This is a genomic window from Clostridium nitrophenolicum (assembly GCF_055391695.1).
The window spans coordinates 4291618-4305163 of the sequence record NZ_AP042469.1 but is presented as its reverse complement, the minus strand read 5'-3'; the positions used below and the strand labels follow the sequence as shown (position 1 = coordinate 4305163).

The following is a 13546-nucleotide window of genomic DNA, read 5'->3' as shown; positions in this document are numbered from 1 at the left end:
CTAAGCTGCCAATTTTTCTTCAAGGCTTTCTGAGAGTTTTTCACCTTTTCTAACGAATATGATGTTAACAATCATTGCTATTAGTCCAAAGAGAACTAATATTAATGCGTCCTTTTGAATAATTGAATAGTTTATTCTTGATGCAAATAATATTTCTCTTATAGCTTCTACAGCGTAAGTGAAAGGTAAGTATGGACTTATAGCCTGGAAGAACTTAGGTAACACTTCAATAGGGAAGGTACCAGAATCTGAGCATAATTGAAGTACTAATAATACAACAGCTAGTCCTTCACCGACAAGTCCAAATAGATTCATAAAGCAATGAATTATAGAGTCAAAGGAAAGAGCCATTAAGGTTAATAGTAAAAATAGAAGTAAAGTATTCGATGGCTCAATTCCAAGTGCTAGTACTATTCCACCTAATGATACAGCTTGAATTATACCAATAACAGCATATGGAATAAATTTTCCAAGAACAAGCTGAACATTGCTAAGTTCTTTATAATCATCTTTCTTAGTTTTAATTACAAGAAACATGAAAACTGCACCAAGCCATATGGATATCGGTAAGAAATATGGTGCCAATCCTGAACCGTAGTTATTTATAGGATTTAAGTTTTGTTCATCTACTTTTACTGGGTTACCTATAAAATTTCCTAGATCTTTGCTCGGAGTTTTAACATTGTCTTCAACTTTCTTTATACCATTATTTAATCCAGTATCGAGTTCCTTTGTTCCATTCTTCAAATCATTTAGCCCATTACTTAGTTGACCAGAACCTTCAGTTAGCTGATTTACACCTTGAGCTAGATTAGGCACCTGACTATTAAGTTGGCCCAGACCCTTAGTTAGTTGATAAGAACCATCATATAGCTGTTTAGAACTATTTTGAAGCAGTGGCATATTGCTATCAAGATTTTCTAAACCACTTGCTAGCTGGGATGACCCCTGTGATATTGTATTAATTCCTAAAGATAGTTGGTATACTCCGTTCGCATATTGGTTAACACCTGTCGTGTATGGTTCAATTCCTTGAGACTTAAAGCTATTAAGTCCAGAGTAAAACATTCCTGATGCGGAGTTTTGATTATTTATATCAAGTTGACTTGATAAATTTGAGGCACCAGTAGCTACTTGGTTTACACCATCTTTCAGCATTTCTATATTTTTTGAATTATCAGGATTAGTAGACTGATCTGATATAGATTGCATTGTTGATAGAAATGCTTGCATATTAGGATCTTGCATTGCTTCTGGATGCGCTGCCAGATATGCTTGAAGTTGTTTCTGTCCATTACTCATAGCGTACTGATTTTGATTTAATGTAGTAATTAAAGAATTTACTCCATTCTGCACCTGATTAGCTCCAGAGCTTAGCTGATCTGCGCCACTTTTCAAGCCACTAGAAACCTGAGTATAACCTGATATAAGCTTACTATCAAAATTCTCATTTAAGGAGTCTCCAGCATTTTTTAAATCCGAAGATTTATCCGTTAACTCTTTTGCACCTTCCTGCAGACTGTTCATACCTTTATTTAATGTTGTTGCTCCTGAAGTCAACTTATTTGCACCAGCTGATAATTCTGGAATCTTTGAGTTAAGTTGTCCAAGACCATTATTCAATTGATCTGAACCGTTAGCTAGAGAACTAACACCATTTTGAAGCTCAGGAACTTGTTTGTCCATTTCCTTTAATCCAGTATTAAGACTTTGACTTCCATCTTTTAATTTGCTAGTTCCATCATATAACTTTTCTGTTCCATTTGAGGCATCTTTCATACCGTCTTTCATTTCATATATGCTATCAAATGCAATTGCACCGTATTCCCCAGAAATACTTTTCTTAATCTCATTAACGAATTCATTTTTTATAGCATCAGAGATTTTTGTGCCAATGTAATTTTTCTTGTTGTTTGAAAGATAAATGATTTTAGGTGATATAGCTTTACCATCTTTTGCACTTACTATTTTTTGAGAAAAATCCTCAGGAATTTGAATTTCTGCAAAGTACTTGTCATTAGCTATGCCTTTAGTAGCTTCTTCTTCAGAAACAAATTTAAAGCCTACATCATTCTTATCCTTTAGATTATTAACTATGTCATTACCATAGTTATAACTTTTGCCCTCTGTAGAGGTACCTCTGTCTTTGTTTACTACAGCTATATTGTAATTTTTTAAATTGCCATAGGGATCCCAATAAGCTTTTAAATAGAATAAGCTGTACGAAAGAGGAATGACTATGACCGCTGCAGTTGCTGCTAGTTTGATTTTATTTTGGTATATTGATTTTAATTCACTTTTAAAAATTTTAAATAATTTCATAAATCAAACACATCCTCCTATAATAAAATAAGTACTGACCAGTCAGTACAATAATGTTATACAACAAAGTGAAACAAATTTCAAGCTTATTTAAAACTAATTTCCATGAAAACTGTACTCAGATATGTAGATTTAAGGAAATAAATTAATAAATTACATATAAATAGAGATCACTGGAATCATAATTTACTTGATTCTGGTGATCTCTAATTTTAAATAATACATATATTATAATTAGTTAAATAGCAACTATTAAGTTCTAATTATTGTATATTTGAATAGCTGGTAGCTTCGTCATCTTTACTTTTGTTATTTATAAATACAGAAGCTAAAAGGCTTATTGCAAGTATAGTAAATATGGACACTAAGGACACTACTACTGATATGTGTATATTAAATAATAATGCTAATAACTTTATACCTGTAAATATTAATATACATGCAACACCGTATTTTATATAAGCAAATTTTTCATGAAGCCTATATAAAAGGAAGTACATACTTCTAAGTCCCAAAATTGCAAATATATTTGAAGTATAAACTATAAAAGGATCTGTTGTTATAGAAAATATAGCAGGGATTGAGTCTATAGCAAATATAATATCCGAACCTTCTATAAGCAATAATACTGCAAAAAGAGGAGTTATATAAAGTTTTTTATTTTTTCTTATAAAAAACTTTTCGCCTTCTAGTTTATCTGAAACAGGAATGATTTTATTAATAAATTTAAGTAATTTACTATCTTTTATATTGTTAACTTTATCATTCTCTTTAAACATTTTAATTCCACTTATTATTAGTATTAAACCAAATATATATAGCATCCAGTGGAACTTATTAATCACAGTTATTCCTAATACAATAAATATAAATCTTAAAATTATTGCACCCCATATACCATAGGTAAGAACTTTCTTTTGATATTCTGGTTTAATTGAAAATCCTTCAAAAACAAGTAAAAATAAGAATAGATTGTCTAGACTTAAGCTTTGCTCAATTACATATCCACCTAAAAAAGATAAAGCTTTTTCTGAACCCATAAATATATAAATACCTATATTAAATAGTAAAGCTAGTCCCACCCATAGACCTAATGTTAACATTGATTTTTTAGTAGACATAAAATTCCTCCTTTATTATTTAAGTAAATTTAATAATGCTTTAATTAAATAAGATTATTAAGAAATTTAATATTGTGAGACTATGTAGTAAAGTAAAAAACAAAAGACTTTTAACATAACCCTAAAGATTATGTTAAAAGTCTTATTACCTCACAAAGGCCTACAAAACCAGATTTGATAAATATTCAAATCGGAATGTTGATTTTGCAGTTTAAATTACTCCCTTTTAACTAACTTTATTAAATTCTATAATGGTATAATATCACATAAATTCTTATTAGTCAAGTTATAAATATGTCTTTAAATATAAAGCTTAATTGTGTTAAGAGTTAATAATTAACGCTTGTTTTGAAAATTAAAACTACTATTATAGATAGCATTATAGGAAACCAAAATAAGCAGAGTTTTTAGTTCTAATTTTATCCGATGCTTCCATAGAGTGTTGATCTGATGCGAATTACTTTCATAACGTACGATGGAAGTATTAATAACGATAGCAATCAAATAAAAATATAAACTTATTTTAAAATATAGTTGACAAGCAGTATAAGATAGTATATAATTCATAAATGTACTAAGGACATGTAAGTATATGCGGGTGTAACTCAATGGTAGAGTGCTAGCCTTCCAAGCTAGTTACGAGGGTTCGATTCCCTTCACCCGCTCCAAATATGCGTTTTTAGCTCAGTTGGATAGAGCAACGGCCTTCTAAGCCGTGTGCCAGGGGTTCGAATCCCTTAAGACGCACCATTATTTTGGGATATCGCCAAGCGGTAAGGCACCAGACTTTGACTCTGGTATTCGTAGGTTCGAATCCTGCTATCCCAGCCATTTAAACTTTAATAATTATTGAGATGTCATGAATTTGCGGGAGTGGCTCAGTGGTAGAGCGTCACCTTGCCAAGGTGAACGTCGCGGGTTCGAATCCCGTCTTCCGCTCCAACATATGCTTTATATTATATAAAGCAATTATAAAAGTTCATATTTAAATGAAACTCACTCAGCGGAGCTGAGGAGTACTGATTTGTTACCAAAATCGAAGATTTTGACAAATCAGCATCCGGTGGTAATGACGTGAAGGTAACACCCGTTTCCATTCCGAACACGATGGTTAAGCTTCAGAGTGCCGATGGTACTGCAGGGGAGACCCTGTGGAAGAGTAGGTCGCTGCCGGATTCAATAAAAAAACACTAAGCATTTGCTTAGTGTTTTTTTATTTTGCTTAGTAAATATAAAAAGTATTTAGAATAATCAGTATATTGATTTGAAGAGTAATTAAACTTATAATTTATATAACGGAATAATATGGAAAATGAGTTGCTTCTATTTATATGGGGATGGATTTTAACTCTGTAGTTTAAAATTATAAATACTATGGAATTGAGGGGGATAAAATGGTTTCAAATTTATTCAATGCAGAAAAGGTATTAGAGTGTTTATTAGAAAATTTAGACGAAGGAATTCAAATAGTTGATTCCAACGGTAAGACGATGTATTACAATAAGGCTATGGGCAAGATAGAAGGAATTGAACCTGGGAAAGTTCTAGGGAAAAGAGTTAATGAATACCTAAAGGATGTAAAGGAAGATACATCTACTCTAATGAATGCTCTAAAAACCGGTAAGAAAATTGTGGACTTAATTCAGCAGTATAGCAACGAATACAAGAAAAAAGTCACAACTATAAATACTACTGTGCCAATAATCCATAATGGTAAAAATATAGCTGCTATTGAAATAGCTAAAGATATGACAAAACTAAAGGAACTAACAGAGTGTATATGTAAGTTACAGGAAATAAATGTGAAATCAAAAAAGAACTATACCTTTAGCGATATATGTGGAAACACTCCTACAATGAAAAGTGCTATAGAAAAAGCTAAAAAAGCAAGTATATCAAATTCTTCTGTCTTAATTTATGGAGAAACTGGATGCGGTAAAGAAGTTTTTGCACAAAGCATTCATTATAACGGAATTAGGAAGGACAAACCGTTTATACCTATAAATTGTGCAGCTATTCCTGCCGCTTTGCTTGAAGGAATGCTTTTTGGAACAGAAAAAGGGAGTTTTACAGGAGCAGAAAATAAAAAGGGGTTATTCGAAGAGGCGAATCGAGGAACGATTTTGTTAGATGAAGTTAATTCAATGGAACCTTATCTTCAATCTAAGCTTTTAAGAGTATTACAGGATGGATATATAAGACCTGTTGGAAGCAGCAAAGTTATAGATTGTGATGTTCGAGTAATAGCAACATTAAATGAAGAGCCCGAAAAACTAATTGAAAGCGGAAAACTTAGAAAAGATTTTTATTATAGATTAAGTGTTATAAGGTTAAATATACCACCATTGAGGGAAAGAAAAGAGGATATACCTATATTGTTAGATAAATTCATTGAAAATTATAATAAAATTTTAGACAAAAATATAATAGGAATTGATAAAGACGTTATGGAAAAGCTAATAGAATATAATTGGCCAGGGAATATAAGAGAATTAAAAAATGCAATAGAATCTTCTATGAACATGGCAGATAACAATTCTATTTTAAGTTATTGGCATTTTGATCCGAAAATATTCAGTAAGTCCTTAAATGAAACTCAAATAGATATTGAAAACCTTATTATAGATAAAAATCATAACTTTGACTTGGAACAATATATTGGCAATATTGAAAAAGAGATAATAAAAAGAACATTGAAAAATAATCAATATAATGTTAGTAGAACTTCCAAACAGTTAAATGTTTCGAGACAAAACTTACAATATAAGATTAAAAAGTATAATATTAATAAAATAGATTAGCTTGTAGTGAACTATTTGCAGTAATTGTATAAATATTAAGTAAATTTGATTAATCTGCATAAGTGCAAAAATCTTTGCGAGACGTGCAAAAAAAATTGCTTTTACAATAATTGGGTTTTATGTGCATATTAGTAAGCTTATTTAATTCTATTAAAAATATTTAAATAAATAGTGCAAAAAATTTTTCCTTAATTTATGCATGTATTTTGGAACAAGGCCAAAATACATGCTTTTTTATTTGGCATGGCAATTGCTATATAAGTAATACATAAAAGTAAATAAAATTTTGCCTAAGAAATCACTATGAGATGTGTATACAATAGTAGGCTAATTTATTTAAGTTAAAATTTTTTATGTGGTAGGTGAAGAGTATATGATAAAAAAGGGTACATGGGTAGAAATTGAAGAGACTGTTTTAACACCGAAGGAGAGATCTCAAAGTATACCTGAAGAAACTAAACAAACACCACTTAAGTGCTGGATAAGAGGAAACTGTTTACAGGACTGTGAAATTGGTGGCGAGGTAGAAGTTGAAACAAATGTAGGAAGAATTGCAAGAGGAAAAGTTGTTGAGATTGAACCAGGATATGATCATTCCTTTGGAAAATATGTTCAAGAACTAAGCTATGTGAGAAAACAAGTTAGAGACATCATAAAAGAATAATTGCTAAGCCTGCATTTAAGAAAAGAAGGGGGTAATAAATAATGAATAAGTATGAAGAACTTATGGCAAGAAAGAGTCAAATTATGCTTAAATCTGTTGGGATTGATTTTGATAAATATGAAACTGGAAAACTTTCATTTAATTATGAAGGCCTTATGAGAGATGTAGGATATTGTTTAGAGGAAGTTCGAGAAATTCAAAAAGAGGCTGGGGTTGGAAATACTCCATTAATAGAACTTAAAAACATAACAAAGTTAGCAAGAAAGGCTTCTAAAACAGGTAAGGCTGCTAGAATATTTATAAAAGATGAGAGCTGTAATCCATCGGGAAGCTTTAAGGATAGAAGAGCATCAGTGTCTGTGTATGATGCTATGAAAAGAGGTTATAAAGGTGTAGCTGCAGCCACTTCTGGTAATTATGGTGCAGCAGTAGCCTCTCAAGCTAATATAAGAGGACTCAAATGCATAATAGCAAATGAATGCTATGATTCAAGAAAAATTGGACAGCCTGAAATCATAGAAAAAGGAAGAAAGTGTGAGGGTTATGGAGCAGAAGTTATTAGGCTTACTGTTGGGCCAGAGTTATTCTACACATATCTGAAAATACTTGAAGATACAGGATATTATAATGCATCCTTATATTCCTCCTATGGAATAGCTGGAGTAGAAACATTAGGTTATGAGATAGCAGAACAATGTAGAGAAAAGTTTGAAAGAGACCCTAGTGCTGTAGTGGTAACACATGCAGGAGGCGGCAATGTTACTGGTACAGCTAGAGGCCTAATAAAAGCAGGAGCGTTAGATACAAAAATAATAGGTTCATCTGTAGATTTGAGCGGTCTTCATATGGCATCAGATATAGCCTTCAATAAGAAATCCTTTACTACAGGGCACACGGGGTTTGGCATTCCGTTCATGACGAACCCTGATAGATCAGATGTTCCAAGAAGTGCAGCAAGACCATTAAGGTATATGGACAGATATGTAACCATAAGCCAGGGTGAAGTATTCTGGATGACTGAAGTGCTAGCTCAACTAGAGGGCTTAGAAAGAGGTCCAGCAGGAAATACATCACTGGCTGCTGCTTTTGCAATTGCGCAAGAATATGATAATGATGAAATAATAGTTGTTCAAGAAACTGAATACACAGGGGCGGGCAAGCATCCTATAGCTCAGCTTAATTTTGCAAAAGAAAATGGTATTGAAATCATTATAGGTAATCCAAAGGAAGAAGTTCCAGGTAAGAACATAATATTACCTTCTCATCCTTCATTAGTATCAGTAATAGATGCAAATATGAAAGAGTTAAGAAAGTCATATATAAGAAATTCTTTAAAGAGAATAAAGGGAAATGAAATTGAACAAAGGGATCTTAAATTCCTGTTAGAGGAGACCAAGTTATCATTAAAAGAAACTAAAGAGTTATTAAAAGAAAATAATATAAGTATAGAGTAGGGGGAAATGTATGAAAAGGGAAAGTGATTTTGAAATAAGAAGACAGCATTTAAAAGATTTAAGTGACGAAAAGTTATATGAAAGGTTTTGGGATTTAACAGAGCAAATTATAAAGCCATTAGTAGACTTAGCATATACACATACATCACCAGCAATTGAACGTTCAGTGCTCTTGAGAATGGGATTTTCCAGTTTAGATGCACAGCCAATAGTGGATTATGGAACAAAGTGGAATTTATTAGATAAAGGAATGGGCAATGTAGTTTTAACTTATGCAAAAATAAAAAATATTAATTATTTAAAAGCAGGAGAAGAATTAGCAAAAGGTGTAGGTTGGGATTTAGTTATTGACAAAATGAAAGGCGGTGACAAGTAATGATTGAGAGATTAGAGGCAAATAAGAAAATAGACATAGAAGAAATATTAAGAGATTTAGACAAATATGAACCAAAGTGGAGAGGTTGGCACTGGAGAGAAAAAAATGAAGAAGGAAAAGCTGGTGAGTTTACTTATAGTGAGATATCTAAATCTTTAGAAAACAGTCAACCGCTTCCAGCTGCAAGAAGCTTTAATAGCATTGATCCACAGCCACAACCGGTTATTACCACAGAAATAGCTTCCGGAAGGTTTGAAGATGATATAAGAAGAATGAGAATGGCAGCATGGCATGGTGCAGATCACTTAATGGTTATAAGAACAGCAGGGCAAAGTCACTTTGATGGATTAATAGAAGGTACCCCAGAGGGAATAGGTGGCGTTCCTATTACAAGAAAGCAAGTTAGGGCAACAAGAAAAGCCATAGATTTAATAGAAGAAGAAGTAGGAAGAAAGATAAATTTTCATTCTTACGTATCTGGAGTGGCTGGTCCTGACATAGCTGTTATGTTTGCTGAAGAGGGAGTAAATGGAGCGCATCAGGACCCTCAGTACAATGTGCTTTATAGAAATGTTAATATGTTTAGATCCTTTGTAGATGCAGCAGTAGCGAAAAAAATAATGGTTTGGGCAGATATGCTGCAGATAGATGGTGCTCACAATGCTAATGCTACAGCAATGAAAGGCTATAATGTAATGCCAGAACTTATGGTACAGCATGCTATAAATGCAAAGTTTTCAGAATTAGTTGGAATGAAGCCAGAGAATATAGCTCTTTCAACAGTTCCTCCAACATCTGCACCAGCACCATGCATGAAATATGATTTACCATATGCAGTAGCATTAAGAGAGTTATTTAGCAAATATAAAATGAGAGCGCAAATGAACACAAAATATATAGAGTCCTGTGAAAGAGAAGCTACTGTAGGACATACTTTAAATCTGTTGATATCACAGTTAACTTCTGCAGATATTCAAAGCACAATAACCCCTGACGAGGGAAGAAATGTTCCATGGCACTATAATAATATACATGCTGTAAATACTGCTAAGCAGGCGTTTATTGGTATGGATGGACTGATGGACATGATAGAGCTAAGAAAAGAGGGTTATCTACCAGAAAAAGTAAGAGAATTAAAAGAAAGAGCTATTCTATTCTTAGAGGAAATGATTGAAGCTGGTGGGTACTTTAAAGCAGTCGATTCCGGATTCTTTGTAGATTCAGGAGAATATCCTGAGAGAAATGGAGACGGTATAGCAAGAAAGATAGATGGTGGAGATGCTGTTGGAACCATAATAAAAAGAGACAAAGACTACTTTGCACCTGTTTGTGCTCATTTTGGATATAATAACATCCCTAAGGAATATAAGAATGCATGTGATGCTATAAATGGATGCACATTATGTGATCATTCAAAGATTAAATATATCGATGAACTTGATGAAAATGACAACGTATTCAAAAGATTAGAGAGAATCAAAGAAGATGGTACAGTAATTCCAGAAGTTCAGTGGGCAAAAGATGGATATGTAAAAGTTACGTTATGCATACCTGAAAATGAACAAATCAGCGAAGCTGCTGCACTTGAAATGGGAAAGAGAATGAATTTAAAGGACGTAGAAATTATTCATAAACAAGTTTTACAGATGTCAGAAGGAACTCTAGTAGAAATTAAAGGTGTATGTGATTTTATGCCTGTAAAACGAGATGAGCTTTCACTACCGAAGAGAAGAAAAACCCTATCTCCAGATGTAATGAGAGATTATGTAAAAGAAAATCCAATAAAAGTTGTTGCAGCTACTGTGGGAGAGGATGAACACTCTGTAGGATTAAGAGAAGTTATAGATATTAAACACGGAGGGGTTGAAAAGTTTGGTATAGAGGCAATTTATCTTGGTACTTCCTGCCCTGTAGAAAAGCTTGTTGATGCGGCAATAGAATCAAGAGCTCAAGCTATATTATGCAGTACAATAATAACCCATAATGATGTTCATACAAAGAATATGCAGAAGCTTCATGATCTGTGCGTAGAAAAAGGTGTAAGAGATAAGTTGATACTTGTATCTGGCGGAACTCAGGTAACTGATGAGATTGCAAAAGCACGTGGTATGGATGTTGGATTTGGAAGAGGTTCAAATGGTACAGATGTTGCATCCTTTATTATTAAGAAGCTAATGGGTGTTGATCCGGATGAAGAGGAATAAGAAGTAATTTTAAATAGAGTATATTGATACATGACATTACAAGGTATAAGCAGCAATTGATACAGGAGGGAATCTTATGGAAGTTGATTATTTAGTTGCAGAAATAGGCAGTACTACTACTTTAGTGACAGCTTTTAACGTGCATCGTGATAAGAATGACAAAATTTTTGTAGATACTCCTTTTCAGGGGAAGGCATGTACAACAGTTCTGGATGGTGACGTGACTATAGGACTAAAAAATGCAATAAAAGATATTGAAAATAAAATAAACGAATCACTTTTGTGGCGAAAAATGTTAGCTACCAGCAGTGCAGCTGGTGGGTTAAAAATTACTGTACACGGCCTCATGGAACAGATGACTGTTAAGGCAGCGAAAGAAGCTGCCTTAGGGGCCGGTGGCATTATTAAAATGGTTACTGCTGGCAAAATGAGAAAGAGCGATATAAAAAGAATACATGACATTGCTCCTAATATGATAATGATTGCTGGCGGTACAGACTATGGAGAAAGAGATACAGCAATTTTTAATGCAGAACTCATAAGTGCAGAGAAGTTTAATAAACCAATAGTGTATTGTGGCAATATTGAAAATAGAGAAGAAATAAAGGAAATATTTGAAGGTCAGGAGCTATATATTATAGACAATGTATATCCAAGAGTAGATGAATTAAATGTAGAGCCTGCAAGAAAGATAATACAGGATGCCTTTGAAAAAAACATTATAAAAGCTCCAGGCATGAATAAAATTAAACAACTGGTGGATGGAAGTATAATGCCAACTCCTGGTGCTGTAATGGAAAGTTCAAAAATCCTCTATGACAAAATAGGAGACTTAGTGGTATTAGATGTGGGAGGAGCTACAACAGATGTACATTCTGTTACTGAAGGCAGTAAAGTGATTCTAGATATGCTAGTAAATCCGGAGCCAAAAGCTAAAAGAACAGTAGAGGGGGATTTAGGGATTTTTATAAATAGCAAAAACGTCATAGAATTGCTTGATATAAGAGATCTTGGAGAATTAAATAAGGAGTATATTGCTGAGCATATAAAAGCTATCCCTATTGAAAAAGAAGATATAAAAGCCAGTTGTTTGCTCACTAAAAAAGCTGTAGATGTAGCTGTAAATAGACATATAGGAACTATAAAAAGAAAATACAGCGGAGAAAGCGGTTTTATAGCTTATGGCAAGGATTTATCACAGGTTAAATATATAATAGGTACCGGTGGTGCATTAGCAAGACTTCCAAGTGGTGAAAGAACACTCTTGGAAATAAGGTATTTAAAGGATGACATCACTATGCTTCCAAGAAAAGGTGCTAAAGCTTTAATAGATAAGGATTATATAATGGCCTGCGCAGGAGTATTGAGCAAAGAGGATAAGGAGGCAGCAGAAGCGCTTTTAAGACAGAGCTTAAATTTAGATAGCATTATTAAAGAGTTTGAATAATCAATTAGTATTTAGTAAAAGGAGAAACTATTATGAGGAAGGAGTACCCCTGTATAGATGTGAATCTTTCAAAAGTAACACATAATGCAAATCAGATACTATCCTTGTGTAATAAAAAAGGAATAGATGTTGTTGGAGTAACTAAAGTTTTTTGCGCAGAATCTCCTATAGTACAGGCTATATTGGATGGGGGAGTTACACATATTGGAGATTCAAGAATACAAAACTTAAAAAAGATGAGTAATTTAAACTGTAGAAAGACTCTACTAAGGATTTCTATGGAAAGCGAAGCTGAAGAAGTTGTTAGGTATAGTGATATAAGTTTAAATTCTGAATTGGATACTATAAAAACCTTAGCAAAAGCAGCTAAAAGCTTAGATAAAAAACACAATATTATATTAATGGTAGATGTTGGAGACCTGAGAGAAGGTGTACTTGAAGAGGATGTTGTTGCTGTAGTTAAGGAAATATTAAAACTCGACAGCATAAGTCTTATAGGTTTAGGCACTAATGTTACATGCTACGGAGGAGTTCTTCCAGATAAAGATAATTTAGGCAAACTTATAAGATTAAAAAATGAGATTAAAGCTCTATGTAATATAGAGTTACCAATAATCTCAGGTGGTAATTCAAGCAGTCTCTATATGGTTATGGATAATACTATTCCAGAGGGAGTTAACCAATTAAGAGTGGGTGAAGGTATTGTACTAGGAAGGGAAACATCCTTTGGGAAATTAATACCTGGCTGTTATGATGATGCTTTCATATTAAGTGGAGAAATAGTAGAGATAAAAGATAAGCCAACTGTTCCTAAAGGTAAGATAGGTATGGATGCTTTTGGCCAAAAACCTAGTTTCGAAGATAAAGGAATACGAAAAAGAGCTATTGTAGCTATAGGTAGACAGGATATAAAAGTAGATGGACTTATTCCTTTAGATAATAATATAAGTATTTTTGGTGCCAGCAGTGATCATTTGATATTGGACGTTACAGATAGTACAAAACCTCTTAGAGTAGGAGATATTATAGATTTCAAAATGGATTATGGATGTCTTCTTGCTGCCATGACTTCATTCTACGTAAAAAAATATTATGAAGAAGAATTGGCCGTAGCGATTATGTCTTAAAAGGTAAAAATTAAATTAAATTAAATATAT

9 protein-coding genes, 4 tRNA genes and 1 rRNA gene are annotated in these 13546 nt (G+C 33.0%); 12 read left to right on the top strand and 2 right to left on the bottom strand.

The window, feature by feature from the left end; genetic code table 11:
* Positions 1-2322, bottom strand: a complete 2322-nt coding sequence (locus ACZ5N4_RS20375; protein WP_464204327.1) for a YhgE/Pip family protein — start codon at positions 2320-2322, stop codon at positions 1-3.
* 263 nt (positions 2323-2585) lie between these two features.
* Entirely contained in the window at positions 2586-3443 is an 858-nt protein-coding gene (locus ACZ5N4_RS20370) for a TerC/Alx family metal homeostasis membrane protein (RefSeq protein ID WP_464204326.1), read from the bottom strand.
* A gap of 594 nt (positions 3444-4037) precedes the next feature.
* Between ACZ5N4_RS20370 and ACZ5N4_RS20365 the strand changes: the two genes are divergently transcribed.
* From ACZ5N4_RS20365 to orr, 12 genes are all read left to right on the top strand, one after another.
* A tRNA-Gly gene (locus ACZ5N4_RS20365) sits at positions 4038-4111 on the top strand.
* A 5-nt stretch (positions 4112-4116) separates the two neighbouring features.
* Positions 4117-4193 (top strand) — tRNA-Arg (locus tag ACZ5N4_RS20360).
* Positions 4194-4199: 6 nt separating this feature from the next.
* Positions 4200-4274, top strand: a tRNA-Gln gene (locus ACZ5N4_RS20355).
* A gap of 36 nt (positions 4275-4310) precedes the next feature.
* Positions 4311-4385: transfer RNA gene (locus ACZ5N4_RS20350), tRNA-Gly, on the top strand.
* Between the two features lie 117 nt (positions 4386-4502).
* Positions 4503-4619 (top strand): 5S ribosomal RNA (rrf, locus tag ACZ5N4_RS20345).
* 218 nt (positions 4620-4837) lie between these two features.
* Positions 4838-6244 (top strand): sigma-54 interaction domain-containing protein, encoded by a 1407-nt coding sequence (locus ACZ5N4_RS20340; RefSeq protein ID WP_464204325.1) that lies wholly within the window; start codon positions 4838-4840, stop codon positions 6242-6244.
* A 373-nt stretch (positions 6245-6617) separates the two neighbouring features.
* On the top strand, positions 6618-6908 hold the full coding sequence (gene ortA, locus ACZ5N4_RS20335; RefSeq protein ID WP_464204324.1) for a 2-amino-4-oxopentanoate thiolase subunit OrtA: 291 nt from the start codon (positions 6618-6620) through the stop codon (positions 6906-6908).
* A 41-nt stretch (positions 6909-6949) separates the two neighbouring features.
* Positions 6950-8362, top strand: a complete 1413-nt coding sequence (gene ortB, locus ACZ5N4_RS20330) for a 2-amino-4-oxopentanoate thiolase subunit OrtB (RefSeq protein WP_464204323.1) — start codon at positions 6950-6952, stop codon at positions 8360-8362.
* Between the two features lie 10 nt (positions 8363-8372).
* A complete protein-coding gene (locus tag ACZ5N4_RS20325) occupies positions 8373-8738 on the top strand; it encodes an ornithine aminomutase subunit alpha (protein ID WP_464204322.1) in 366 nt (121 codons plus the stop codon).
* Positions 8738-10942 (top strand): D-ornithine 4,5-aminomutase subunit OraE, encoded by a 2205-nt coding sequence (oraE, locus tag ACZ5N4_RS20320; RefSeq protein WP_464204321.1) that lies wholly within the window; start codon positions 8738-8740, stop codon positions 10940-10942. The genes ACZ5N4_RS20325 and oraE overlap by 1 nt, the downstream gene beginning before the upstream one ends.
* A 76-nt stretch (positions 10943-11018) precedes the next feature.
* Complete coding sequence (locus ACZ5N4_RS20315) at positions 11019-12389, top strand: GlmL-related ornithine degradation protein (RefSeq protein WP_464204320.1); 1371 nt, start codon at positions 11019-11021, stop codon at positions 12387-12389.
* Positions 12390-12421: 32 nt separating this feature from the next.
* Positions 12422-13516, top strand: coding sequence for an ornithine racemase Orr (gene orr, locus ACZ5N4_RS20310; RefSeq protein WP_464204319.1), 1095 nt, complete (start codon positions 12422-12424; stop codon positions 13514-13516).
* The last annotated feature ends 30 nt before the right edge of the window (positions 13517-13546 follow it).